This window comes from Halomicroarcula saliterrae (genome assembly GCF_031624395.1).
GTDB classification, from domain to species: Archaea; Halobacteriota; Halobacteria; order Halobacteriales; family Haloarculaceae; genus Haloarcula; species Haloarcula saliterrae.
Window position 1 is genome coordinate 1064857 of the sequence record NZ_JAMQON010000001.1, and the last position, 24037, is coordinate 1088893.

Annotated in this window: 22 protein-coding genes, 2 tRNA genes and 1 pseudogene; 13 read left to right on the top strand and 12 right to left on the bottom strand. The window is 63.5% G+C overall.

From position 1 onward, the window contains the following. Positions 1–71: 71 nt before the first annotated feature. Both NDI56_RS05845 and NDI56_RS05850 read right to left on the bottom strand, forming a co-directional pair. Entirely contained in the window at positions 72–1469 is a 1398-nt protein-coding gene (locus tag NDI56_RS05845) for an FAD-dependent oxidoreductase (RefSeq protein WP_310918487.1), read from the bottom strand. Positions 1470–1627: 158 nt separating this feature from the next. Next, positions 1628–2098 carry a hypothetical protein gene (locus NDI56_RS05850; protein ID WP_310918488.1) on the bottom strand — a complete coding sequence of 157 codons (471 nt, stop codon included), beginning with the start codon at positions 2096–2098 and terminating at the stop codon, positions 1628–1630. A 216-nt stretch (positions 2099–2314) separates the two neighbouring features. Between NDI56_RS05850 and NDI56_RS05855 the strand changes: the two genes are divergently transcribed. Both NDI56_RS05855 and NDI56_RS05860 read left to right on the top strand, forming a co-directional pair. Further along, positions 2315–2863: a hypothetical protein gene (locus tag NDI56_RS05855; protein WP_310918490.1), complete on the top strand. Its 549-nt coding sequence runs from the start codon at positions 2315–2317 to the stop codon at positions 2861–2863. A gap of 936 nt (positions 2864–3799) precedes the next feature. Continuing rightward, complete coding sequence (locus tag NDI56_RS05860; protein ID WP_310918491.1) at positions 3800–4642, top strand: transglutaminase-like domain-containing protein; 843 nt, start codon at positions 3800–3802, stop codon at positions 4640–4642. On the opposite strand, the pseudogene NDI56_RS21835 reads toward NDI56_RS05860, so the two are convergent. The 4 genes and pseudogenes from NDI56_RS21835 to NDI56_RS05875 all read right to left on the bottom strand — a co-directional run. Beyond that, a pseudogene (locus NDI56_RS21835) lies at positions 4583–4897 on the bottom strand (DUF7692 domain-containing protein); the annotation flags it as partial. The gene NDI56_RS05860 and the pseudogene NDI56_RS21835 sit on opposite strands and share 60 nt — an antisense overlap. 240 nt (positions 4898–5137) lie before the next feature. Further along, positions 5138–5318, bottom strand: a tRNA-Trp gene (locus tag NDI56_RS05865). A 43-nt stretch (positions 5319–5361) separates the two neighbouring features. Beyond that, positions 5362–5589 carry a DUF5795 family protein gene (locus tag NDI56_RS05870; RefSeq protein ID WP_310918492.1) on the bottom strand — a complete coding sequence of 76 codons (228 nt, stop codon included), beginning with the start codon at positions 5587–5589 and terminating at the stop codon, positions 5362–5364. Positions 5590–5961: 372 nt separating this feature from the next. After that, positions 5962–6849 (bottom strand): DUF5794 domain-containing protein, encoded by an 888-nt coding sequence (locus tag NDI56_RS05875; protein WP_310918493.1) that lies wholly within the window; start codon positions 6847–6849, stop codon positions 5962–5964. A 365-nt stretch (positions 6850–7214) separates the two neighbouring features. Here NDI56_RS05875 and guaB point away from each other — a divergent pair, with 365 nt between their 5' ends. Both guaB and NDI56_RS05885 read left to right on the top strand, forming a co-directional pair. Next, positions 7215–8699 (top strand): IMP dehydrogenase, encoded by a 1485-nt coding sequence (gene guaB / locus NDI56_RS05880; protein ID WP_310918494.1) that lies wholly within the window; start codon positions 7215–7217, stop codon positions 8697–8699. Between the two features lie 37 nt (positions 8700–8736). After that, on the top strand, positions 8737–9174 hold the full coding sequence (locus NDI56_RS05885) for a GNAT family N-acetyltransferase (RefSeq protein ID WP_310918495.1): 438 nt from the start codon (positions 8737–8739) through the stop codon (positions 9172–9174). A gap of 1 nt (position 9175) precedes the next feature. On the opposite strand, the gene NDI56_RS05890 is transcribed toward NDI56_RS05885, so the two are convergent. Together NDI56_RS05890 and NDI56_RS05895 are read right to left on the bottom strand one after the other, a co-directional pair. After that, positions 9176–9421, bottom strand: a complete 246-nt coding sequence (locus NDI56_RS05890; RefSeq protein ID WP_310918497.1) for a hypothetical protein — start codon at positions 9419–9421, stop codon at positions 9176–9178. A 302-nt stretch (positions 9422–9723) separates the two neighbouring features. Continuing rightward, a tRNA-Lys gene (locus tag NDI56_RS05895) sits at positions 9724–9797 on the bottom strand. A gap of 493 nt (positions 9798–10290) precedes the next feature. Here NDI56_RS05895 and NDI56_RS05900 point away from each other — a divergent pair. After that, a complete protein-coding gene (locus tag NDI56_RS05900; protein ID WP_310918498.1) occupies positions 10291–11745 on the top strand; it encodes a DHH family phosphoesterase in 1455 nt (484 codons plus the stop codon). Here NDI56_RS05900 and NDI56_RS05905 read toward each other — a convergent pair. Beyond that, positions 11742–12047 carry a PRC-barrel domain-containing protein gene (locus NDI56_RS05905; RefSeq protein ID WP_310918500.1) on the bottom strand — a complete coding sequence of 102 codons (306 nt, stop codon included), beginning with the start codon at positions 12045–12047 and terminating at the stop codon, positions 11742–11744. The genes NDI56_RS05900 and NDI56_RS05905 overlap by 4 nt on opposite strands. A 131-nt stretch (positions 12048–12178) precedes the next feature. On the opposite strand from NDI56_RS05905, the gene NDI56_RS05910 reads away from it, so the two are divergent. Further along, positions 12179–12625, top strand: a complete 447-nt coding sequence (locus NDI56_RS05910) for an SRPBCC family protein (protein ID WP_310918501.1) — start codon at positions 12179–12181, stop codon at positions 12623–12625. Position 12626: 1 nt separating this feature from the next. On the opposite strand, the gene NDI56_RS05915 is transcribed toward NDI56_RS05910, so the two are convergent. Further along, positions 12627–13160, bottom strand: a complete 534-nt coding sequence (locus NDI56_RS05915; RefSeq protein WP_310918502.1) for a DUF7504 family protein — start codon at positions 13158–13160, stop codon at positions 12627–12629. 188 nt (positions 13161–13348) lie between these two features. On the opposite strand from NDI56_RS05915, the gene NDI56_RS05920 reads away from it, so the two are divergent. Beyond that, positions 13349–14035 carry a protein sorting system archaetidylserine synthase gene (locus NDI56_RS05920; protein ID WP_310918504.1) on the top strand — a complete coding sequence of 229 codons (687 nt, stop codon included), beginning with the start codon at positions 13349–13351 and terminating at the stop codon, positions 14033–14035. Positions 14036–14037: 2 nt separating this feature from the next. On the opposite strand, the gene NDI56_RS05925 is transcribed toward NDI56_RS05920, so the two are convergent. Next, the gene (locus tag NDI56_RS05925) at positions 14038–14820 is read right to left on the bottom strand and encodes an alpha/beta fold hydrolase (RefSeq protein WP_310918506.1); all 783 of its coding nucleotides are present in this window, start codon (positions 14818–14820) and stop codon (positions 14038–14040) included. Between the two features lie 149 nt (positions 14821–14969). Between NDI56_RS05925 and NDI56_RS05930 the strand changes: the two genes are divergently transcribed. Beyond that, complete coding sequence (locus tag NDI56_RS05930; RefSeq protein WP_310918507.1) at positions 14970–15215, top strand: DUF7127 family protein; 246 nt, start codon at positions 14970–14972, stop codon at positions 15213–15215. A gap of 1 nt (position 15216) precedes the next feature. Beyond that, complete coding sequence (locus NDI56_RS05935; RefSeq protein WP_310918508.1) at positions 15217–17478, top strand: CDC48 family AAA ATPase; 2262 nt, start codon at positions 15217–15219, stop codon at positions 17476–17478. A 123-nt stretch (positions 17479–17601) separates the two neighbouring features. On the opposite strand, the gene NDI56_RS05940 is transcribed toward NDI56_RS05935, so the two are convergent. Then, complete coding sequence (locus tag NDI56_RS05940) at positions 17602–18582, bottom strand: hypothetical protein (RefSeq protein WP_310918509.1); 981 nt, start codon at positions 18580–18582, stop codon at positions 17602–17604. Between the two features lie 278 nt (positions 18583–18860). Between NDI56_RS05940 and NDI56_RS05945 the strand changes: the two genes are divergently transcribed. The 4 genes from NDI56_RS05945 (at position 18861) to NDI56_RS05960 (ending at position 23953) form a co-directional block, all read left to right on the top strand. Further along, complete coding sequence (locus NDI56_RS05945) at positions 18861–19727, top strand: DUF8054 domain-containing protein (protein WP_310918511.1); 867 nt, start codon at positions 18861–18863, stop codon at positions 19725–19727. Positions 19728–21638: 1911 nt separating this feature from the next. Beyond that, a complete protein-coding gene (locus tag NDI56_RS05950; RefSeq protein ID WP_310918512.1) occupies positions 21639–22433 on the top strand; it encodes a hypothetical protein in 795 nt (264 codons plus the stop codon). Positions 22434–22437: 4 nt separating this feature from the next. Further along, positions 22438–22956: a PH domain-containing protein gene (locus NDI56_RS05955; RefSeq protein ID WP_310918513.1), complete on the top strand. Its 519-nt coding sequence runs from the start codon at positions 22438–22440 to the stop codon at positions 22954–22956. A gap of 70 nt (positions 22957–23026) precedes the next feature. Next, positions 23027–23953, top strand: a complete 927-nt coding sequence (locus tag NDI56_RS05960) for a hypothetical protein (RefSeq protein WP_310918514.1) — start codon at positions 23027–23029, stop codon at positions 23951–23953. The last annotated feature ends 84 nt before the right edge of the window (positions 23954–24037 follow it).

The following is a 24037-nucleotide window of genomic DNA, read 5'->3' on the forward strand; positions in this document are numbered from 1 at the left end:
GGACGGAGACATTTATGCGGTCGGTCAGCCGCGTGTGCCGCCGTCCAAAACCCGCAAGCGCGTCGGTGGTCTCAGTCGTCCGTCGCGGCCACTTCGCCGACCGTGTCCGCGCCGGTCGCGCTCGGGGCCTCGTCGGCGTACGGGAAGTTCTCGATGGTCGCCTCGCGGAAGGCCGCCTCGTCGAACTCGTACTCGTCGTCGAGGAACTCCAGCAGCGTGTGGGTGTCACGCATGGCGTTTTTCAGGCACGTGGAGGCCCCGGGCGACGGCGTGATGTTGAAAATCACGTCGTCGCCGACGATCTTCGCCTCGCCCATGTCCAGGGACTTTGCCTTCGTGTCGACGATCTGAGGCCGGACGCCGCCGTATCCCTTCGCGCGCTCGATGTCGTCCAGTTCGACGCTGGGGACGACTTTCTGGACGTGCGGGAGGAACTGTCGCGGGCCGACCTCGGGGAGGTCATAGAGGAGGTTCCGGAGCACGTACGGCAGGAGCACCCTGTCCGAGAGGATGTTGGCGTAGCTGAGGAACGAAGCGGCGTTCAGGCCGAACACGTCGAGGAAGTCCGAGACGGTCGAGACGTTGCCCCGCTCCAGCGCCGGGACGAGTTTCGCCGTCGGACCGAAGCGCGTAACGGACGAGTCGTGCACGTCGGCGTCACCGTGGACCGCTGCGAACGGCAGCTTCTTCATCTGCAGCGTGTACACCTTCCCGTTCAGGAGGTCGTCCGCGAGGAAGAAACTGCCCGCGACGGGGAGCAGAACTTTGTCCTCGCCGTATCCCAGCTCCTTGGCCATCTGCAGGCTGTGCGAGCCGGCGGCGACGACGGTGGCGTCGCAGTCAAAGCGGCCGTCGTCGGTCTCGATGGTGTAGCCGGAGAGTGTCGGCGTGATTTCCGTGACCTCTGTGCCGGTAAAGACGTCGACGTTGGTCTCCTCGCTCGCTTCCTCGACGAAAGACTTCGTCGTCCGGCCGTAGTCGACGACGTAGCCGTCGGGCGTCTGGAGCGCGAGCACGTCGACGTCGGGCTCTCGCCCCTCCAGAACCTTGGGCTCGATATCCGCGATTTCGTCGCGCCCGATCGGCCGGAGCTTCGGGAAGAGCTCGCCAAAGCCCTCCTCGTGGTAGCGCTGTTCGAGCTGTGGGACCTCGTCCTCGCCGACCGCGAGCACCATCTTCGAGCGCTTGGCGTGCATCTCGCGGTCGGGGTCGTGGTTCTCCAGATAGCCCGCGAGCAACTCGGCGCCCTCTTTGACCTCTTCGGCCTTTTCGAGCGTGTAGTTCGTCTCGATGTCGCCGAAGTGCAGCGTCTGCGAGTTGTTCGTGTGATGGGAGTTGACGGCCGCGACCTCGTCTTCCTTCTCGATGAGCGCGATGGAGTCGATGTCGGTGAACTTCGCGGTCGTGTACAGCAGCGATGCCCCGCTGATACCCCCGCCGACGATTATCAGATCGTATTTCCCTGACATGCTTGTGGTCTCGCTGTCTGGACGACTGCGCTCCAGACGGATAACTCATATTTTCTCGGCTCGCGTTACTACAATCATCGAAACTCCCATCGACTGTATGCGTATTCGTCCCGCGTTCGCTCGGACAGCCGAAAATTCCGGCAGAAAGACGACCGATTTCAGGCCGTTCGGGCTTCGACTACGAGCTCGATTTCCGCGGCGTCGTCGTCGAGGTTGGTCGGCGGCGCGATATCGCCGGCGTTCGTGTTATCCAGCACGAACCGGTAGTCGCCGCTCTCGACGGTGAACGTCGTCTCGTCCGAGGTACCGGCCGCCGACTCGACGGCGTAGAAGCGGTTCCCGGCCTGGAACTCGTCGAACTCGGTCGACTCCATCACGAACAGCTCGGCCTCCGGTCCGTTGCGGACGGTGAACTCCCAGCGGATCTCCGTGGACTGGTCCGCACTCCAGTTCCATGCCTGATACTCGTCTTCCTGAACCGTCTCGCGCGTGTTCAGTATCTCCTGCCAGGAGTCGGTATCGCCACCGGACGACCCCGACGGGTCGCTGTCCGAGGAACAGCCCGCCAGGCCAAGCGTCACAGCGGCGCTACTGAGGAGGACGGCTCGCCGCGGAAGTTGACTATTCATGGCCAATACTTCCCGGAGCCGAACTTAATTCTACTGTACTGGGGTCGTCGAGGGCTGTGACCGTTATACCGGAGGCGGTCAGTCCGTGCCGGGCAGACCGATTCGATATCGCGGGGCGACTCCGCACAGGCCAGCGGACCCGGAGCGGTCCAGTCGCCGATATCGGACGCCGAGACACCATGCACATACAAGTTCCCCGTGGCGAACAATCACCCGATGGGAACCGTCTCTGAAACGGAACGTGACCTCCTCGAACCGCATGTCCCCTCCGGCGAGCAGTTGCTCGAAGCCTACTCCGGTGACGTACGGACCGTCGCCGTTACCGACCGCCGAGTCCTCGATCTCAGGCACCGCAGTGGGAACCGGAGGGAAGACACTAAACTCGAAAGCGTCCTCCTCAACACCGACTACGTGGTCGGCGCGGACTACAACCGCAACCAGAGCGCCGACTATCCGGTTCTCGAATGGATTCTCGGCGCCGGGTTGGTACTCGGCGGTGTCATCGGTATGGTACTGGGCATGGGAGATGCGTACTCCCAGAGCCCGCTCCTGCAGGTAGTAATCGCAAGTGCGGGGGCGCTCTTGATACTCCTCGGCGTCGCCGTGTTCGCCATCGCCGGCTTCGGCGGGACGAGTGGCGGGGTAGCGGTCACCGTCTACCGAGCCGGTGGGCTCGACGACAGGACATGGCAGTTTCCGAAGGGTGAGACCGCCGTCGCACGGGCCATCTCCGAACAGGTGGCGGCGCTGAACGCGCCTTTGTAGCCCTACCGCGTTTCTCACCGGCAACCGTCTCCGATAACTCGACGTTGCACTTACAGGGAACCTGAAGTGTCTCGACGGTCTCGACCTCTACTGGACAGTCAAGCCGACCCAAAACCTTCCATATCCGTTCACCGATTCGTCGGGGACGATGGTCGTCCAACCTTTCGGGCTCGTGTGTAGTTCGTTGTGGACTTCCCTGTCGTCGTAGGTTGCACCCATGCGAGGGACTGTGGCCTGTTTGCTAGAGGGGATGAGCCATGGGGGGTAGAGTGGAAGAGAAAGTAGAACAGCGTAGATTGCCACTCTCAATTTCACGGCTCAAATCGCGAGCCAGCACGTATATTCAAGTCACTCCGAACTTAACCCGAGGTGTCGATGAACAGACGAAATCTACTCGCCGCCCTCTCCTCCAGCTCCGCGGTAGGACTGGCGGGTTGTACTGGATTGGTCTCTTCAGGCAGTGATTCCGAAGCTCCGTCGGGAGATTCGGCAGGTCCTTCAAATGACACGCCGACACCTAACCCAAAAATCTCGTCTTGGTCCGAAGACCTCCTTGATGGCTTGAACTACCGAGTAAGCGTTACTGTCCAGCTCAACGGGGCACGGAGACTACTGGTTACAAAGGGCACGCCCAGTAGTGAAGCAATTGCGACAATCAACTCAAGCGGTCAACACACTGTAGTCGGTCCGGACACGAATCATGGCCCGATTGAGAGCGGCCGGACTCTTTGGTTAGTTCGGCCCAGAGAGTCAAGCAATATCAATGAGTCTGTCGGCAGTTTCTTCGTCGGGACTCAGGAACAGGCGACTTTCCCACTTCATTTGAGGGGTCTTAGCGGAAGTACAGACCCAGAACTCAGAGGGGGTGAAACACTCTCACGGAATTTCGATCAGGGTTCAGGGAGCGATAGAAGGCTACTGACATTGGACGTTCCAGTGAGACTGGATCAGTACTACCGGAAGCGACTGAGGACACCGAATTACGGTGCTTACGTCTCTGATACTTACGACGACCAGTATATCCAGAACATAGTAGGAGCGTTCGAGGATTTTGGAGACCGGCAAAACCTGAACGATGTCGGCATCATCAACGAGATGATGGAATTCGTGCAGAATCTCCAGTACACCACAGATGAGGTTTCAGCGGGATACAACGAGTACCCGAAATATCCTATCGAAACTCTCGTCGATAAAGAGGGAGACTGTGAAGACAGCTCGATTTTGCTATCATCAATGCTTGATCAGTTCGGTTACGGGTCGGTGCTGTTGATATTCAAAAACCAGCAACACGCAGCGGTTGGGGTCGCTGGTGACCCTGATCTCGAAGGAACGTATTACGAACAGGGCGGACAGCGCTACTACTATACCGAAACAACGGCTCCCGGCTATCGTATCGGTCAACTTCCGCCAGATATGGAGGTGGGGAATCCGGAAATCACTCCGGTAAACGACAGCGGTGTTCTCGTATTCTCGTATGCCGTCGACACTCCATCTGAGGGAGGGGCTTCGGTTGAAATTACTATGCGAAACGTCGGAGATGGAACTGGAAGCGCGAAGGCTCAAGCCGCTTTCAAGAACAGAAGTCAACAGAGGGTTGTCTCCGCAGTTTCGGATGCTACGCAATTGAGCCCAAACGAAGAACACACTGTGACACTGGACCTAGAACCGCCCGATGACCAGGACCTACGTGCAGAGGTTGGTGTCGTGATGGACGGGATTCTACAAGATAGACTGCGGAGTGAGTTCCGAGAACCAGTTGATTCGGGCAATATGGGCTAAACTAACACGCTGAAAACCAAGACTGGTCTTCACTCTGACTACTGATTCAGTTATTTGAATCTCGTAGGTGCTAGGCACTCGGAGCGTCTCGGCAACCTTCTGTTTCTGCTGAACGGTGGGGTCGTCCCGCTCCAGCACCTTTCGGATTTGCTCGTTGATTCGCCAGAAGAACTCGGTGGACCGCAGTACCGCTGTCGTCTTGTTGCAGTTCCATAATTCGGCGGCCTGCTCGATGGTATCGGTTCGGTGGGCGTGTTTTCCGTCCTTTACGACTGGCCCACAACCACCCTCTCATCACACTGTGACCGAGAGGGAACCGATGGGCTATCGTTTTGTTGCGATAGCTACCTCTAAGAAATGATAGGATAGAATTAGAATATTGATGGGGTCGGAGGGAGTATTCACCCGACTGCGAGACTCACTGCGTTCGTCTCGCGTGGTTCAAATCCTCCGCGAGACATTTCTGTCGCTCACGGATTTGTTCGCGACAAGAAATGGGGTCGGAGGGATTTGAACCCCCGATCGGCTGATATCTCCGTCCAGCGCCTCGGAACTCCAGAGGGTCATCGTCGCGGAACCGATGATCAGTCGGCCGCTCAGTATATCAGCCCTCGGATGTCGTCCCTGGCGCGTGGCCTCTGGAGTCAGCCGCCTTCCCGGACTAGGCCACGACCCCGCACTCCGTCGTATGGCGATTGATAGTAAAGGGATTTCGATTGCTACTCGCGGTCGGTCTCCGACCAGTCGCACTCCTGGCACTTGTAGCCCGTGACGAACTCCAGCGCCGAGGGCATGTAGCCCACGGAGAGGACGTTTTCGCCGCAGTCCGGGCACGCTCGGTCGGCGTCTTCGATCGGTTCTGCGTCCATCACGCTCTCGCCTTCGATGAGTTCGGCGAGGCTCTCCGGGGTCTGCATGCGCCCCTGAACTACGCGGTTGTCGGCCATATCGGAGAGCGGAGCGTCGGGCGCGTAAAGCTTCCCCTCTGTACTAGTTTTGACGTGAACGGACGTTGGGAGTGGTTTCGGACGGACTGGCTCTCTAAGAACTGCGGTCTCTACCACGACTCACCGCCAGAAAGTCCCGCCCGTAGCCGGCTGGTCATACAGCGCTGGGTGGGACTGAAAGGGGCGGCTGGCTCCGGGAAGGCGGCTGACGCAAGCACTGCAACGAACGCAGTGAGCGAAGCGCGCAGCGAAGCCCCCGACTGGAGCCAGCCGGGGCTTTCTGGCGGGACACGCTGTTATACTCGAAAGTGGATCGAATAGATTTTTAGCGGCCACCAGCCCCGCTCTCGCTACAAAAACCGGTTTTTATTCCTAGAGCCACGGCGCGCGTTCCTGGTCGGGGTCGTACTCCACGGCGGCGCCCTCGTCGGTGCGCTCGTCGGCGGCCACTCCCTGTGAAGCGCCGCCGTCCGAGAACGCGGCGGTCAGGTCCACGCTGTCGGGGTGGTAGTCCTGGTGGCGTTCGCGGGCGTTCTCCGGGTCGAACGAGAGCAGGGCCGTGACGCCGAGCACCGCCAGAGCGACCGGGGCCTGGGTCGGCATCAGGCCGAGCACGGAGAGCGCGAGCACGCCCAGAGCGACGGCGCTCCCGAAGCGGAAGCGGTCGATGTCGACGGCGTTGCGCAGCCACGGGCTGGCGAGTGCGACGAGGAGCGCGAAGCCGACGCCGATGCCGGCCGTCGCAGCGGCGCGGGCCAGCATCTCGGGGTCGGCGTCGACCACCAGCGTCGCGCCGGAGGGGTCGACGCTGGCAAGCAGGCCAAGCCCGACGATGATAGCGGGCCGGGGAAGCAGTTCGCCAACGCGGGCGCTCGCGGTCTGGGCCGCGATGGCCATGATGACGATGCCGGCGAAGCGCTCGAACGTCGCGAGGTGGACCACGCCGGCGATAGTCGGCGCGATAGCTGCTTCGAGCACGGCTATGGGTATCAGCACGGCGCCGATGAGCAGGACCGCCGTGGCCTGCTGTCGGGGGCTGCCGTCCATCTCCGCGAGGACGACGGCGACCATCGCGGAGCCGCCGAAGACGAGCAGGCCCACTTCGAGCATGCCGGCCCAGGTGGTGAGCGCCCCGGCGAGGACGAGCACTGGAAAGATACCGTCGACGAGGGGCAGGCCCATCACCGTCGCGAGCAGTCGGCCGCCCCGACCGACCTGCCGCTCGATGTCCAGCGCGACCGGGTGTCTGGAGCTACTCATCGACTGTCAGGGATGGGGATACCCCGATTCCCCGAGGGTGGCTGCTGCATCGTCGGAGCTGGCGACCCGCCAGTTCCGCTTCCCAGTACCCACCGAAAATGTATTCGTCGCCGTGGGGCACGTCGCTTGCCGGCCGGTGACTTCGGTGGTGGGTTGGGTGCAGCGCATGTCTATAATTACCTTTCATGAAGATATAAGCGTTGTGTGAGAACCGGGACCACGCTCCGCGAAACGTGGGAATTTACCACATGCAACTGGACGTGTGTAGCGCGCAACGGCCTGTCATCGGACACCACGGTATGAGTGTACAACACAGTCCATACGAGTCTCGCAACGTTTTTGGCCGGCCGTCTTGGACGACTTACATGGCGAACGATTCCGAGCCTTTCTCCGAGAAACTCCGCGTTCCGGAGGCGTTGACCTTCGACGACGTACTGCTGCGACCCAAAGAGTCCCGGGTCGAACCAGACGAGGCCGACACCGCGACGCGCGTCTCCAAGAGCGTCGAGCTGAACGTCCCCGTCCTGACGGCCGCGATGGACACCGTCACCGAGAGCGACATGGCCATCGCGATGGCCCGCCAGGGCGGCCTGGGCGTGCTCCACCGCAACATGGACGACGAAGAGATGGCCGCCGAGATCGAGCGCGTCAAGCGCTACGACGAGCTCATCATCCGCGACGTGGTCACGGCCCACCCCGAACAGACCGTCCGAGAGGTCGACAGGATGATGGACCGCCGCGGCGTCTCCGGTGCCCCTGTCGTCGACGACGAGACCGAGGAAGTGCTGGGTATCATCTCCGGCACTGACATCCGGCCCTATCTCGAAGTCGGCGAGTCCGACGCCGTCACCGAGGCCATGACCGACGAGGTCATCACGGCCGCAGAGGACGTGACACCGCGGGAAGCGCTGGAGCTGATGTACGACCACAAGATCGAGCGCGTCCCTATCGTCGACGACGAGAACCGCCTCGTCGGCCTCATCACGATGCGTGGCGTCCTCAAGCGCCGCGAGTACGACGACGCGGCACGCGACCACGAGGGCCAGCTCCGCGTCGGCGCCGCCGTCGGTCCCTTCGAGGTCGACCGCGCCGAGACTGCCGACGACGCCGGGGCGGACGTGCTGTTCATCGACTGCGCCCACGCGCACAACGCGAACGTCATCGACAGCGCCCGGGAGATCGAGGAAACCGTCGAGGCCGACGTCGTCGTCGGCAACATCGGCACCAGCGAGGCCGCCGAGGCCGTCGTCGACTTCGCCGACGGCGTGAAAGTCGGTATCGGCCCGGGCTCTATCTGTACCACCCGCGTCGTCACCGGCGCCGGGATGCCCCAGATAACGGCCGTCTCGCAGGTCGCCGACGTGGCGAGCCAGCACGACGTGCCCGTCATCGCCGACGGCGGCATCCGCTACTCCGGCGACGCTATCAAGGCCATCGCCGCCGGCGCGGACGCGGTGATGCTCGGTTCCTACTTCGCCGGCACGGACGAGGCCCCCGGCCGAGTCATCCAGATGAACGGCAAGAAGTACAAGCAGTACCGCGGCATGGGTAGCGTCGGCGCGATGAACGAGGGCGGCGGCGAGCGCTATCTCAAGGAGGACGACGAGGACGAGGACTACGTCCCCGAAGGCGTCGAAGCCGCGACGCCGTACAAGGGGTCGCTGGCCTCAGAGCTCCACCAGCTCGTCGGCGGGATGCAGTCCGGTATGGGCTACGTGGGCGCCGAGACCATCCCCGAGTTCAAGGAACGGTCGGAGTTCGTCCGCGTCTCCTCGGCCGGCCACCAGGAGAGCCACCCCCACGACGTGATGATTACGGACGAAGCGCCCAACTACAGCCCCGACAGCTAGACACAACGCTCTCTTTCTCGGCCGTCCCAGTGACAGTATGACCCGCTACACCCATCACGTCGGTGGCGACGCGCGCCTCGTCGCGATGGCCCACACTGTCCGCCGAGCGGTGTTCATCGACGAGCAGGGTGTCACCGAAGCCGAGGAGATGGACGGGAAGGACGGGGTTGCGACCCACATCGTCGTCACCGACGACAGCGAGCCGGTCGCTACGGCGCGGTTCCGGTTCGTCGAGGAGACGACCGCCCGAATCGAACGCGTCGCCGTTCTCTCCGCGTATCGCGGCGAGGGGCTGGGTGCGAGCGTAATGGAAACCGCCGAGTCGATGATTCGCGAACGGGGCGCGACGTCGGCGTTCCTACACGGCCAACTGCGTGTCGCGGAGTTCTACGAGCGACTCGGCTACGAAGCGGTCGGCGAGCAGTTCGAGGAAGCGGGTATCCCGCACGTCGAGATGGTCAAGCCGCTCGACTGAACTACTCGCGGCCGGCGACGAAGTAGGCGGCCACGACCAGCAGCCCCGGGACCAGGCCGACGAAGAACCCGAGCAGAGTCAACACACCCCAGACGGCGGCGTTGTCGTTGCCGCGGTTCTTCGCGTCGGTGTACACCCAGTAGGTCGCCGCGAGACCCGCGACGAACAGCACGAGCCCGATGACCAAGATCAGGCCGACGATGATGAGTTCGGGACCGCCCGGTACCTGCAAAAGTGGGAGGGACATATTCGGCACTCATCAGTCACCATGAAATATTTTCTGGTCGCTGACGACCGCTGTCGCCGAGGTGAACGCCGTGGCTAACACGCTACGGACGCAGGAAAGCGGGCCGGAAGGGATTTGAACCACGGTCGGAGCAAGCTCCTCCCTGATTCAAACCCTACTGTTGTTTCCACTGCTCACTGTCGTTCACAGGGAAACGGGCCGGAAGGGATTTGAACCACCTGCACTTCGCTCGCTACCGCTCGCTCGTGCCATCGTTCAAATCCTACTGTTGTTTTCACTGCTCACTGTCGTTCGCAGGAAAGCGGGCCGGAAGGGATTTGAACCCTCGACCGACGGCTTAAGAGGCCGTCGCTCTGCCAGACTGAGCTACCGGCCCTGCACTCATTGGTTGCGGAGGGGTTTGTATATACGTTTCCTTTCGACGGCGGAATCACCGCTCCGTACGTCGTCTTGTGGCGAAAAATAGCCGCCATGCCGACACGATCGGACCAGCGCCCGTCGGCTGTTGCTCCGAGTCGGTAGTTGGGCCCGCACTCGGACGTATCGAGTTTCCCGGCCACCATCGCAGCGGTCCCCGCTCGCGGTATCGTCCGTCGTGTAATCTGATCTTCCACTATATTCTTGCCATCGTGCGTATCTAGATACCACTCACCGAATTCCAGATACTCTCAGTTGCTGGTCGATAACATACGGATTCGGGGCGTACAGAGCGTAGAATAGTACACCCCCATCAGATCACGGTCGGACAGTTCCGGTCGGGTCAGCCACACTCCGGACGTCGTACGGCCCTACGGCGGGAACGCCGGATACCGAGCCTATCCCGGCGGAGACGGTGTGATATAAGTGTGTGCCGACCACACTGATTCCCAATGAGTGCTGCCAGTGGCATTACGATGGCCTCGATGTCTACCTACGCCATCCTCGGGTGCGGGAGCGTGGGCCACGCCGTGGCGGAGGAACTCGTCGACGAGGGCAAGGACGTGTTAATCCTCGACGCCGACGAAGGGCGCGTCGAGGCGTTGCGCGACCAGGACCTCAACGCACAGCAGGCGGATATCGCCGACGAACACGTCGCCGAGACGGTCAACGACAGGGACGTCATCCTCATCATGTCCCCCGACGTGACCGCCAACGCGGCGGCGGTCAAGAACATCCGCGCGGCGGACGACGACCAGTTCATCGTCGCTCGCGCGGACGACCCGGTGTCGGCCGACGAGCTGACCGAACTGGGCGCCGACGTCGTCATCAACCCTTCGGCCGTCATCGCGGACTCCGCGCTGCGGGCCCTCGAGACCGGCGAACTGGAGTACAAGGCCTCCCAGCTGGGCGACGTCATCGACGCGACAGAGGAGCGAATGGCCATCCTCATCCATCGGTCGCCCGACCCCGACTCTATCGCCTCCGCGGCGGCGCTGCGCGCCATCGCGGAGAGCCGTGACGTCGAAGCCGACATCATCTACGAGGGGGAGATCGGCCACCAGGAGAACCGGGCGTTCGTGAACCTGCTCGGTATCGAACTGGCCTCCCGCGAGGAGGTCGACCTGACCGAGTTCGACACGTTCGCGCTGGTCGACGTCGCGAAGGGCGGCGAGCTGACCGTCGACGACATCGACATCATCATCGACCACTACGAACACGAAGACGAGTACGACGCCACCTTCTCCGATATCCGACCGAACGTCTCGGCCACCTCGACTATCCTGACGAAGTACATTCAGGAGCTCGACCTCACGCTCGACCAGACCGTCGCGACGGCGCTTCTCTACGGTATCCGCGCCGAGACGCTGGATTTCAAACGGGACACGACGCCGGCGGACCTGACCGCCGCGGCGTATCTCTACCCCTTCGCCGACCACGACACGCTCGAACAGGTCGAGTCGCCGTCGATGAGCCCGGAGACGCTCGACGTGCTCGCCGAGGCTATCAGAAATCGGGAGGTCCAAGGGAGCCACCTCGTCTCGAACGCAGGGTTCATTCGCGACCGGGACGCGCTCTCACAGGCGGCCCAGCACCTCCTCAATCTGGAGGGGATCACCACGACGGCGGTGTTCGCTATCGCCGACGACACCATCTACCTCGCCGCGCGCTCGAAGGACATCCGCATGAACATCGGGAAGGTACTCGCCGACGCCTTCGGCGGGATGGGCGAGACGGCCGGTCACTCGACGGACGCGAGCGTCGAGATACCGCTGGGCATTTTCACCGGGCTGGACACGAGCGACGACAACCGCGATACGCTGCTAGAACTGACAGAGGAAGCCGTCAAACGAAAGCTGTTCGAGGCGATGGGCGTCGATAGCGGCGAAGGCTCGAACGGGAACTAGGCCGGGACTTCTTCCTCGTCGGCCTCCTCGTCGGGCTGGTGGAGGCGTTCGACGATGTCGTTGACGATTACCACGTCGCCGACGGCCTGAACCCACCGGTACGGGATGATGACGCCGCGGGCGCTCTTGGTCTCGGCGTCGAACAGCTCGTTGTTCAGCTGGTGTAGCGCTAGCCCGGTGACTGTCTGGCGGTCGAGGTCGAGTCGGATGTCCTCGACTTCGCCGACAAAGACCCCGCTCTTCGAGTACACTTCCCGCCCCACCAGCGTCGTAATCTCCTGGGGAATCTTCTCAGTTTCCATACCCCTCCTCAGAACCGGGCGGGTATTAAATGTTCATTGCGCGTCAGACAGGCGTATGCAGTCCGACAGAACGAGCCCGTGACGGGCGGGCCGGGCGAGCGCTTTTGACTGCCGGCGCCCAACTGGACCTGATGACCGAGGTCAGCGTGGCTATCGACGTGCCGGCGCCGCCGGAACTCATCTGGCGGGTGCTGACCGACACCGACGCGTACCCCAGGTGGAACACCCTGCTCTCGGTGCGCGGGGATCTGGCCGTGGGCGAACGGCCCGCCGTCAGGCTCTCGATTCCCGGCCTGCCGACCGTCCCCATCTCGCCGGAGATAACAGCCGTCGACCCCGAGCGCGCGCTCCGGTGGCGCTCTCGGCTGTTCGGAATCGAAGCCGACCACGCCTTCCTGCTGGAGCCGCTCGACGACGGCGGGACCCGGTTCGTTCAGACCGAGCAGTTCAGCGGTGTCGTCGCGGGGCCGGTCGTGGACCGGCTGGAACGCCACATCCGTCGGGGGTTCGAGCAGATGAACGTCGGACTGCGGCGTCGAGCGGTCGAACTACGGGACCGCGAGTCGCGGACGGAGTAGGTCACCGTCGGTCGATGTCGGCGTCGACGCTCAGTCGGATGCGGTCGCACGTCCCGTCGTCGACGGCGTCCCCGACCAGCGAGTAGATGCCGGTGATACCGTGGTCAGCGGCCAGCTCGGTCAGATGGTCGAGAAACCGAACGACGCGGCTCTCTGACGCGTACAGCAAGAAGACGTTGAGGTTCTCGACGAGCAGGTAGCCGTCGCCGTCGAGCGCCTCGAAGGCCCGGGAGAGGCGCATACTCAGCCCGGTCAGGTCGTCGGGAACCAGCGGGTCACAGGTCCACATCGGCCCGTCGTAGTCGGTGTCGGCCCCGGAGACGGGGATATGGGCCACGGCGTCGAGGTCGGCCCCGACCGACCGGAACTGGTCGGCGACGTTCGACGGCGACTCCGAGGAGACGACGATGAGGTTCCGGTACGCGCGCGCAGGGAGCTGTTCGATCGGCGACGCCATCGACGAGAGCGACAGCAGTACCTGTGTTCCGGGTTCCAGTGTGAGCTCGGTCGTCAGCGTGTCGTCGCTAGAGCTCACGGTGTCCTCCGCCGGTCCGGTCGCTCACTCCGATAGACTGCATCTCCATCCCACCTTTTCGGTCCCCACCATGGGGAGTCATGCCAGTTTTAACGTAAATAATTTATGGAGCGAAGTAAGGCAATCCAGCGAACACGTTCCCGGTCCGTTTTCGACTCTTTCATGTAGGCGGTGGGCGACCGGCAACCATGGGATTCGAGGTGCATCGGCGACTGAGCCGGGCCGACGCCATCACGCTGTGTAACGCGGTCGTCGGCTTCGCCGCCGGGGTCGTCGCCTTCACCGACCTCCACCTCGCTGCGAGGCTCCTCTTGCTTTCGGTCATCATCGACGCGCTCGACGGCATCACCGCCCGCAACGGGAACAGCTCCGAGGTCGGTCCGCTGCTCGACTCCATCACCGACGTGCTCTCTTTCGGCGTCACGCCGAGCCTGTTCGTCTACGTGGTGTTGCAGAGCGGATACGACGTCACACCGGCGACCGACCCGGGGCTGTTCGTCGCGACCGCCGTCGTCGCCTCGCTGTACGCCGTCTTCTCCGTTCTCCGGACGGCGTTCTACACGACGTACTTCGACGGGGCCGAGGAACGGCCCGGGATGCCGAACTCGCTGGGCGCGATACTGCTGGCGACGGCGTATCTCGCCGGTGTCACGAACCCCCTCGCCATCGCCGTCGGCGCGGCCGTGCTGGCGGTCGCGCAGGTGTCGCCCTTCGATTACCCCAAACCCGGTGTGAAGACGGTCGGCCCCATGGGCGCCGTCCTGTTCGTCGCCGTCGTGGCCCCGAGGGCGTTCGGGCGGGCGGGACCACGCGCCATGCTCGTCATCGCCGCGCTGTTTTTCGCGCTCGGCCCGCGGTACTACTGGGCCGATTGACGCTACGTCCGCAGGCGCGAGCGAAGGAACCCGGCGACGGCGTCGTTGAACGCCACCGGTCGTTCGACCATCGAGAGGTGGGCTGCATCGGGGACGAGAGCGAACTCACCGGCCGGCAGCTCGGCGGCCAGCTCCTCGTGGACGGTTCTGGGCGTGAGTTTGTCGTGTTCGCCACAGAGCGACAGCGTCGGCACGTCGATGTCGGTCACCCGGTCGCGCACGTCGAACCGGTCACAGGTCAGGAAATCCCGGCGCGTCACGCGCTGGCCGACCGCTGTCATCCGGTCCCGTGACCGGGAACGCAGCGCTTCGTCGGTCGCGTGGAAGAGTCGGTCGCGCCCGTGCAGGAACTCGACGGCCCGCTCGAAGTCGTCGTCGAGCCACGAGCAGAGTCCATCGAAGACCGGCAGTGTCGGGCCGGTCCCGGCGAGGACGAGGGCCTCGGGACGCCACGACGACTCCAGGGCGACCCACTGGGCGAGCGCTCCGCCCAGCGAACTGCCGACGAGGACGTCGGCGTCGACAGCCTCGGCGACGGCGACCACGTCCTCGGTGTAGGCGTCGACCGTCGCTGTCCCCGGAGCGGTGTCGATATCCTCGGACTCCCCGTGGCCGCTCAGGTCGAGCGCGACTGCCGGGTGGGCGGGACCCGAGGCCGCGTACTGCTGCCCCCAGAGTCGGTGTGTCGTCCCGCTCCCGTGGACGTACAGTGTCACCGGTCCCGTTCCGTCGCCGGCGACGCTCCGGTACGCCGTGGTCCGTCCGTGATGGGCGATAGTATCCATGTCCATGCGCACGCGGGGACAGCCGATAAAAGGACCCGCGGCGTACGGGTAGAGTGTGAACCGCATTCAAGCAACTAACGCAGATTCCCCGTTGTATAGCGGTTTTTACCGATAGCTTTATATAGTTATCGCACTTACTAATGGTTAGGATGAACACAGACCAACAGTTGTTCGACGAGCTGTCCGTCCGCCGATTCGAGTACGACGACGGCGTCGTGCTCGCCGCGGACGTGGGCGTCTCCGACGACACCAGCGTGGATGTCGTCGACGACACGGTGATTCTCGTCGCCGGTGACGAGCAGTACGAACAGCCCCTGCCTGATGACGGGGACGCACGTGCGTTTATCAACAACGGCGTTCTCACTATCGAACTGTCAGAGGAGGAGGAGCACTAGAATGAAACTCTCAGTCAAACCACTCAAACAGAAAGACGCAGGGCGCGGCCTCGCGGCCATCGACCGGGCCGCGATGGACGAGATGGACCTCGAGAACGGCGACTACATCGTCCTCGAAGGCAAGAACCGAGCGGTAGCGCGGGTATGGCCGGGCTACCCCGAAGACGACGGCAACGGCATCGTCCGCATCGACGGCCAGCTCCGACAGGAGGCCGGCGTCGGTATCGACGACAGCGTGACCGTCGAGAAGGCCGACGTCAAGCCCGCAAGCAGCGTGACGGTCGCCTTGCCCCAGAACCTCCGTGTCCGGGGCAACGTCGGCCCGATGATTCGGAACAATCTCAGCGGTCAGGCCGTCACGCAGGGCCAGACCGTCCCCGTGAGCTTCGGCCTCGGCCCGCTCTCGTCGATGTCGGGCCAGAAGATCCCGCTCCGCATCGCCGAGACGGCTCCCTCCGGGACCGTCGTCATCACGGACTCGACCGAGATACAGGTCAGCGAGAAGCCGGCTGAACAGATACGCGAAGGCGAGGGCGCGGCCAGCCCCGAATCGCCCGACGTGACCTACGAGGACATCGGCGGGCTCGACGACGAGCTCGAACAGGTCCGCGAGATGATAGAGCTGCCCATGCGCCACCCCGAGCTGTTCCAGCAGCTCGGCATCGAACCGCCGAAAGGCGTCCTGCTCCACGGCCCGCCGGGCACCGGTAAAACGCTGATGGCGAAGGCCGTCGCCAACGAGATAGACGCGTACTTCACGACCATCTCCGGCCCGGAGATCATGTCGAAGTACTACGGCGAGAGCGAGGAACAGCTCCGTGAGGTCTTCGAGGAGGCCGAGGAGAACGCCCCCGCCATCGTCTTCATCGACGAGATAGACTCCATCGCCCCCAAACGAGGCGAGACGCAGGGTGACGTCGAACGGCGCGTCGTCGCCCAGCTGCTCTCCCTGATGGACGGGCTCGAAGAGCGCGGCCAGGTCATCGTCATCGGCGCGACCAACCGCGTCGACGCCATCGACCCCGCACTCCGCCGCGGTGGCCGCTTCGACCGCGAGATCGAGATCGGCGTCCCGGACAAGGAGGGCCGCAAGGAGATCCTGCAGGTCCACACCCGCGGGATGCCCCTCTCGGAGGCGATCGACCTCGACAGCTACGCCGAGAACACCCACGGCTTCGTCGGCGCCGACCTGTCGTCGCTGACGAAGGAGTCGGCGATGAACGCGCTCCGGCGCATCCGCCCCGAGCTCGACCTCGAATCCGAGGAGATCGACGCCGAGGTCCTGGAGAAGCTGGAGATCAGCGACGACGACATGAAGGACGCGATGAAGGGCATCGAGCCCTCCGCACTCCGCGAGGTCTTCGTCGAAGTCCCCGAGGTCACGTGGGACTCCGTCGGCGGTCTCGAAGACACCAAGGAGCGGCTCCGCGAGACCATCCAGTGGCCTCTGGAGTACGGCTCCGTCTTCGAGGCGATGGACCTCAACGCCGCGAAAGGCGTCCTGCTGTACGGTCCGCCGGGCACGGGGAAGACCCTGCTCGCGAAGGCCGTCGCCAACGAGGCCCAGTCGAACTTCATCTCCGTGAAGGGGCCCGAGCTGCTGAACAAGTTCGTGGGCGAGTCCGAGAAGGGCGTCCGCGAAGTGTTCGCCAAGGCCCGGGAGAACGCCCCGACGGTGGTGTTCTTCGACGAGATAGACTCCATCGCCACCGAACGCGGTGGCGGCACCACCGACTCCGGTGTCGGCGAGCGGGTCGTCTCCCAGCTGCTGACCGAACTCGACGGCATCGAGGAGATGGAGGACGTGGTCGTCGTCGCGACGACGAACCGGCCCGACCTCATCGACAGCGCCTTGCTGCGCCCGGGCCGGCTGGACCGCCACGTCCACGTCCCGGTGCCCGACGAAGAGGCCCGACGGGCCATCTTCTCGGTCCACACGCGCGATAAGCCACTGGCCGACGGCGTCGACCTCAACAGTCTGGCCCGCCGGACCGACGGCTACGTCGGCGCCGACATCGAGGCCGTCTGCCGCGAGGCGTCGATGGCCGCGACCCGGGAGTTCATCAACAGCGTCGACCCCGAGGACATCGGTGACTCGGTGAGCAACGTCCGGGTGACGATGGACCACTTCGAGCACGCGCTCGACGAGGTCGGCCCCAGCGTCACGGACGAGACCAAGGAGCGCTACGACGAGATCGAACAGCGCTTCGACACCGCCGAACCAGAACTGGAAGAGGACAAGGTCGGCCGGACCTTCCAGTAGGACCGGCCGCCGCGGTGCAGACACGTCCCGACCGTCGCCGAGAGCCCCACAGGCACCGAAGTCACTGTGACGCAACTTCGGCCTGTGCGGTGTCAGTAGGGGGGAATCGGCCCGGAATCCCCGTCAGTCGGCTATCGGACCACCCATCCATTTCGTGACGCGAGCCGCCAGCGTCTTGCCGACGAGGTCGGGACAGGCGGATTCGTCGACGCGGCTGGACCAGCCGGACCGGACCTGTTTTGCACATGATACTATGTCGTCGATCACAGCCTCGTCGCGCTCTCGTTTTCGACGGGCAGTCACCTCGTTATAGAACCCCTCCCGGCGGTCCTCGTGGATGTCCGCAGCGTCGTCCATGAACCAGAGGAGGCGCCCGAACTCCTCCAGCCAGTCCAGATGGACCCGATAGCGGCCCGCGCTGAACGTCGGCGTCGCGAGCCAGGCGGGCAGCCCGATGACGACGAACGGGTACGACGAGGTGATACGGTTCGTCTCCGCCGTATCGACGCCGGTGACGGAGGCGCGCTCGGCCCGGTACATCTTCTCGACCATCTCGTCGTGTTTCCGTCGGACCTCGGGTCGGTCACCCGCGTGAGGGAGGGCCGTGAGTTCGTGGTAGTAGTCCGCGAGGATTCGCGTGAAACATCGGTCCAACCCGCTCGCGAGGTAGTCGTACAGCGACGTGAGCGGTCTGATTCCGGTCATCGCCACCAGTTGCCCCGGTTTCGACAGCACCCGCCGGTGGTCGTAGCCGTCGTCGACCAGCCAGTCGAAGTGGGCGACGTGGTAGATCATGTTGGCCCCGAGTCGGCCCACCCGCTCCCTGTTCTCCGGCGAGATATCCAGGGGTGCCGCGAGATACTGCCCGGTGATGAACCCGGAGCCAGTCTGTAGGTGGTGGTCCTCTTCACGGCGGACCTCTCGGAGCTGGGACGTGACGTCCTCCCAGTCGCTGCCCAGTGAATCACGCATGCGCTCGTACTCCCGGGCGCCGACGTCCTTGACGCCGGAGAACCACTCTTCCCACTCGGCAGTGGAGAGGATCAGGCCCGCCGCGTCCAGTTCCGCCTTGAGGCGCTGCTGGAACTCGGACTGCTGGCTCACGACCGCCCACCTCCGTTCCCGCAGGCGGTCAGTGCCAGACCGAGTGGTTGCAGGGTTCTTGACTGTCCGTCAGCGTCGTGATGGAGCCGTACGCAGTGAGCCATTGTGTCTGCTTCTGTCTACGCACTGACACCCACGAAAATCTAAAGTATTTTTATTGAAAATCCAACTATCAGTTCCGGATTTCGTGGCGGTGGGCAGGGACGCCGAAATAGATATGTTTGCCGATTTTCATATACAAAATTATTATTACTGCTGGGGCACGGGAATAAACTGCCATGGGACTGATAGACCAACTCCAGAACGATGCGTACACCGGGGAGAACAGATGTTCGGCCTGTACGGCGGTCAACACCGTCCTCGCGCTCGTCGGTGCGGTTCTCGTCGACCGTACCAGTCGGCCACTCATCGGGCGGCGCCGGGCACGGGGTCTGGCGCTTGCCACCCTCGCGATTTCCGGCCTGTCGATCTGGATTCGGGGGTACCTGGTGCCGAAGACACCGGAACTCACAAAGGAGTACATGCCCCCCTGGATGCTCGCGTGGTTCGACAAGGAGCCGTTCGAGCCCGACGCCGAGCTAGCCGACGAGGAACGGGAGGCGTTGGGCGACCCCATCGACACTGAGGAGTATCTACTGGACCACGGCGTCGTCACCGCCGAGGCAGACGGGCAAGACTACGTGATGACCGAGGAGTTCCAGTCGGCCTGGGAGGCCAAACTCGAGGCGCTCGAGGACTGGCCGGACGCCGAATCGGATCCGGACGTCGAGCCGGTCCTCGACCTATTTCAGGGGGACTGGTCGAACGACGACGTGGAGTCCCCACGGCTGGACGTCGACGACCACCGGGTCGCGATCATGTATCCCGACGGCACCCAGAGCCTCTACTGGCCCTCGTTGACAGCTGTCGAGGCCGACCTGGTGACTGGCGCGGTCCTCCAGGCGTGGGACGAGGAGTGGGACGACCTCGACACGTACCAGCGTGCCAAGGTCTTCCAGTCGGTGCGAATCTTCATCGAGACGTGTCCGGACGGCGACGAAACCGTCGTCGGTGAAGACACCGTGGAGTCCTGCTGCTCGGAACACGAGGTCGCGACAGTGGAGTGTACCGACAGCGGCGACCGACTGGCCGAACTGCCGGCCTAGGTGCCCTCGCTGGCCGTCGGGCCGGTTCGGCCACGCCAGTTTTCCTCCGTGTGGCAGTCCCCGACGGGCCCGTCTCAGCGCCCACGGCCCTGTCCCTCGCCAGCTTCTGTCGTGTCGCTGCGATGGACTCGCTTCCTTGTGCCACGTGGGCCTTCGGAGCAGTGCCGTCAGGATAGTAAACCGGGGTGGTGGCCCCTCTGCAATTCTTCGCGGGGGGCGTCCGTCCGCCCCTTGCGGGCCGCCGTGTCCGTGAGTCACCTACCGACGCAGCCGGCCACCGACGGATTCGTGGTCTGCCGAATCAACCGTTCGCCGAGGGACCGTGGCGGTGTTCTCAGTAGTGGTCAGTAGAACCCGTTTCCTCCTAGATCTGCGGGCACACACTCGCAAACAAGTTCAGGGGGTTCACCATATGGATTGCTAATATACCCCTCCTTCTCACACTCGTCGCCATCACAGTCGTCTGGTGAACAATCAGGGCACAAATCATCCGTGTTGCTAGCGCTAGCGGTGCCCGTCGCGGCAGTGCCGACAACACCCATCGCGGTTGTCGCAGCGGCCGTCCGTTTGAGCATATCGCGACGACTTGTTTGACCTGCCTGTTCGTCCGAACCGTCTTTCGGTTTCGCTGTCATGATACATATACACCAATTCAATAATGATATTAAATAATATTCCATTGACGATAATGCGATTTATATCGGTGGCTATGTCGTACGCTCGAACGCGCCACCTGTCTCGCCGCGACGAGTAGCTACGAGACCGGATGAGAATCAGGCGCTGAAAGCGCCCCGGTTCTCAGGAGTGGTCAGTAGAATCCGTCGTCTTCATACTTTTCGGGGGGTTCACAAAAGCACCCTCCCATCCCGGGCCAAAGTATAGGGTCATAATACTTACTCACACACTCGTCGGCATCACAGTCTTCTGGTCCACACTCAGGGCAATCACGATCTCTGTCAGGGATATTATGGACCGCGCTAGCGTTGCCCGTCGCGGCAGTGCCGACAACACCCATCGCGGTTGTCGCAGTGGCCGTCCGTTTGAGCATCTCTCGACGACTTGTCTGACCTGCCTGTTCGTCCGAGTCGTCCTTCAGTTTCGCCGTCATGATGCATATACACCAATTCGTTAATGATATTAAATAACATTCCATTGACGATAATGCGATTTATATCGATGGCTAAATATTACTCTCGAAAGCGCCACCTGTCCCGCCGCGACGAGTAGCTACGAGACCAAATGAGAATCAGGCGCTGAAAGCGCCCCGGTTCTCGGGAGTGGCTCGCGGGCAACGGGACCGGACGTACGGTGGGGGAGTTTCAGTCCTTCGGACCATGCGAACGGCCCGCCGTTCCGTGAGCGGGGTCGGCACTGAGTCAGTCCGGCGACGGCGCTGCACGACACCGACGCGTACCGCCCTGTGAGTCCCGTGGCCGAGAGGGCCACACAGCCCCGACGCTCCGGCCAGGGAGGCCTGTCACACCATCGGTCGGAGAGTCCGGCAAGCCACCTATTTAACGACTCCGTCCCCACTGTCCGGTTGGCTGAACACCGCAGGCGGTCACGCCGAGGAAGACCACGACGGAGAGCATCACGAACACCGGAGTCGGTGGCCCCGCATCGCGGCCGTCAGAGCCAGTACGCTGTATCTGGGGCCGAGTTCTACTTCGTGGGACTCGACCTCGTGCCGCTTTTCAAGGACATCGGTGACTCGGTGAGCAACGTCCGGGTGACGATGGACCAGTTCGAGCACGCGCTCGACGAGATCGGCCGGACCTTCCAGTAGGACCGCTCGGAACCGCGAAATCTCGCGTTTTCTCGTTTCCGGGACCCCGATAGCTCCCGCCTGACCGCGTTTCGTTCACCGCTCGATGCGTTAATTATAATTGGTTCCGAACGGTTGGCTGACATATGAGTGCCCTCCCAGGAGTAGCACTGGCCGGAAGCATGTTCGACGCCGTCTTCCGGCCCGAACGGTTCGTCTCGGTCCGCCGGGAAACGGCGTTCCGAACGAGGCTCGGCCTCGCGAGACAGGTGGTCGGCCTCGTCGCGTTCTACGTCTGGAACGTGTTCCTGTACGCGCTCCCGCTGACGCTGGCCGGCATCGGATTCACGTCGACCGCGTCGGCCCCGGAGTGGTTCGCCGCCCTCGCGCCCGCGACTGTGGGTGACCCCGCCGGCCTCTGGCGGCTGCTCGTCGGCCTGTTCCAGAACTCGGCGTTTCTGACTATCGCGACGGCGGTCGTGCTCGTCTCGTATCACGGGGCAGTGCTCGTGAGCAGGGGTTCTGGCGGCCTACTGGAGAGCGTCCATACGGTCGTCTACACCACGGGCGCGTATCTGGCGGCCATGTTCACCGGGGTCATGTTCCTGAGCACGACGCCGGGGCTGGAGACCGCTGAGACGCTCGTGTTGAACGTCCAGAAGGCCGGTTTCTACGCGGTCATCGACTGGCTCGGTGCCGATGTCGCCCTCCCCGGCGGCCGTCCGGGCCAGCTGGTCGTGGGCGGCCTCACGACGACCGGCGAGCTGATTCTGGCGCTGCTCGTCGTCGCCAGCCTCTACTTCGTGTACTCGCTGTACCTCGGTGCCCGTATCAACCACGGGATGGACCGCCTGCAAAGCACCGCTGTGCTGGTCGCCATCTCCGCGGCCCCGGTCATCTACATCGCCGGCTCCGTGGTGTACTCCACCGTATTCCTCTAACAGCATGACGACACAAGTTCATCGACTGACGGACGCATCGGAGGACGAGGAGCCAGCCGACGCGAGCGGCGACGAGCTGCTGCGAGTGACACCGAGCACGAAGCCAGTCCTCGTCAGACTCGTGGTGATTGTCGTCGCCGGCCTCGCGGCCATCGGGGTCTTCTTGCGGAGGCCGGAGCTTCTGGGCGACCGAGAGGTGACCAACATCGCGCTGCTTGCCACTCAGCTGCTCGTGGGTATCGGTGTCGTCAGACAGCTGTCCCAGTACGTCGTCCTCCGGCACACGGAGTACGTCGTCACGCCCACCGTGGTGACCACGACCTACGAACTGCTGGGGCGGTCGAAGGCCCGACAGGTGCCCTTCGAGCGCGTCCGGAGTCACGAACTGAACCAGAGTCGCGTGGAGAACGCGCTGGACCACGGCACGATAATGCTCAATCAGGGACTGGGTGACCTCCGGCTCCGGAACGTCCGGGAGCCCTTCGACGTCTACGACGTCATCAAGGAACAGGCCCAGACGTAGGGAGCGTCGCTCCGGGCCGAGATAATTTCAGTTGCAGAAAACTTATTCCAACGGGATTTGCCTTTCCGGTATGGACCGGAGGGACTACATCGCCGCGACTGCGGGATTCCTTGCGGCCGGGTCCGCTGGCTGTCTCCGACTCTCCGCCGACGAGGCCGAGACACCCACGGGGACCGACGTCGCGCCGGGAAGCGAGCGCGAGACGCCGACGGACGCGGCGGCAGACTCTACCGAAACCCCGGCACAGGAGGGGGCTGGCGGTCAGACGGACACGGGACCCGATATCACCCTGTCGGGGAACGTCCCCGGCTGGGCCGGCTGGATTCCGGCCGACGTAGTCGGTGACGGCCGAGTCTCGTCGACGAACTACGAGCGCGCCAGGGAAACGTGGCCCGAGGGGGCGCTCGAACAGCCAAACGCCGGCGTCGCAGAGCGGTACGGGACTGTGACGCGGTTGACGGAGGTGACGGGCGACGACGCCCATCTGTCGGTGTATCGGGGCTCTTTCGACACCGAGGCTATCTTCGGGGCCTACGGCGAGACGCCCGAGCAGACGGACTCCTACAGGGGATTGAACGTGATCGACAAGTCCGAGTTCGTCGCGTTCGACGGGAGCACGCTGGTGTACACTCGCCCCTACGAGTCGCTCGACACGAGATACGGGGAGCGCGCGTCGCTGGGGACGACCGACGACTGGGAGGCAGTACTGTCTGTGACTGCCGACAGCCCGTGGCTGACCGCGTCTACGGGTGCGCCCGAACCGCTCGACGAGGGGGAGCTGGCGGCGGACGTCCGCGCGAACGCGACGGCGCGCAGCTACGGGCAGGGGACCCGGCAGTCGGTGACCTATCTCCTCTTTGACTCCGCCGCGAACGCACGGGCCGTCGAGGAGAACAACCTCGCGACACTGGTCTCGGAGCTCGTCCCGAACGCCGCGGAGCTGGACACGCTCGAACAGACCGACGAGGTCGTCCTCGTGCGGTTCAGTCGGACATAGGGGCGGTGGTGACCGTCGGCGCCTGTCGCTACCCACGGCCGGGCGAGAGCAAACCGGGTGGGCCGGAGACCCGAGCAAGCCAGT

What these genes read in the sequence shown, in the direction of transcription:
- NDI56_RS05845 (WP_310918487.1), bottom strand. Translation starts at nt 1,469, where the DNA reads ATGTCAGGGAAATACGATCTGATAATCGTCGGCGGGGGTATCAGCGGG.
- NDI56_RS05850 (WP_310918488.1), bottom strand. Translation starts at nt 2,098, where the DNA reads ATGAATAGTCAACTTCCGCGGCGAGCCGTCCTCCTCAGTAGCGCCGCT.
- NDI56_RS05855 (WP_310918490.1), top strand. Translation starts at nt 2,315, where the DNA reads ATGGGAACCGTCTCTGAAACGGAACGTGACCTCCTCGAACCGCATGTC.
- NDI56_RS05870 (WP_310918492.1), bottom strand. Translation starts at nt 5,589, where the DNA reads ATGGCCGACAACCGCGTAGTTCAGGGGCGCATGCAGACCCCGGAGAGC.
- NDI56_RS05875 (WP_310918493.1), bottom strand. Translation starts at nt 6,849, where the DNA reads ATGAGTAGCTCCAGACACCCGGTCGCGCTGGACATCGAGCGGCAGGTC.
- guaB (WP_310918494.1), top strand. Translation starts at nt 7,215, where the DNA reads ATGGCGAACGATTCCGAGCCTTTCTCCGAGAAACTCCGCGTTCCGGAG.
- NDI56_RS05885 (WP_310918495.1), top strand. Translation starts at nt 8,737, where the DNA reads ATGACCCGCTACACCCATCACGTCGGTGGCGACGCGCGCCTCGTCGCG.
- NDI56_RS05890 (WP_310918497.1), bottom strand. Translation starts at nt 9,421, where the DNA reads ATGTCCCTCCCACTTTTGCAGGTACCGGGCGGTCCCGAACTCATCATC.
- NDI56_RS05900 (WP_310918498.1), top strand. Translation starts at nt 10,291, where the DNA reads ATGAGTGCTGCCAGTGGCATTACGATGGCCTCGATGTCTACCTACGCC.
- NDI56_RS05905 (WP_310918500.1), bottom strand. Translation starts at nt 12,047, where the DNA reads ATGGAAACTGAGAAGATTCCCCAGGAGATTACGACGCTGGTGGGGCGG.
- NDI56_RS05910 (WP_310918501.1), top strand. Translation starts at nt 12,179, where the DNA reads ATGACCGAGGTCAGCGTGGCTATCGACGTGCCGGCGCCGCCGGAACTC.
- NDI56_RS05920 (WP_310918504.1), top strand. Translation starts at nt 13,349, where the DNA reads ATGGGATTCGAGGTGCATCGGCGACTGAGCCGGGCCGACGCCATCACG.
- NDI56_RS05925 (WP_310918506.1), bottom strand. Translation starts at nt 14,820, where the DNA reads ATGGATACTATCGCCCATCACGGACGGACCACGGCGTACCGGAGCGTC.
- NDI56_RS05930 (WP_310918507.1), top strand. Translation starts at nt 14,970, where the DNA reads ATGAACACAGACCAACAGTTGTTCGACGAGCTGTCCGTCCGCCGATTC.
- NDI56_RS05935 (WP_310918508.1), top strand. Translation starts at nt 15,217, where the DNA reads ATGAAACTCTCAGTCAAACCACTCAAACAGAAAGACGCAGGGCGCGGC.
- NDI56_RS05945 (WP_310918511.1), top strand. Translation starts at nt 18,861, where the DNA reads ATGGGACTGATAGACCAACTCCAGAACGATGCGTACACCGGGGAGAAC.
- NDI56_RS05950 (WP_310918512.1), top strand. Translation starts at nt 21,639, where the DNA reads ATGAGTGCCCTCCCAGGAGTAGCACTGGCCGGAAGCATGTTCGACGCC.
- NDI56_RS05955 (WP_310918513.1), top strand. Translation starts at nt 22,438, where the DNA reads ATGACGACACAAGTTCATCGACTGACGGACGCATCGGAGGACGAGGAG.
- NDI56_RS05960 (WP_310918514.1), top strand. Translation starts at nt 23,027, where the DNA reads ATGGACCGGAGGGACTACATCGCCGCGACTGCGGGATTCCTTGCGGCC.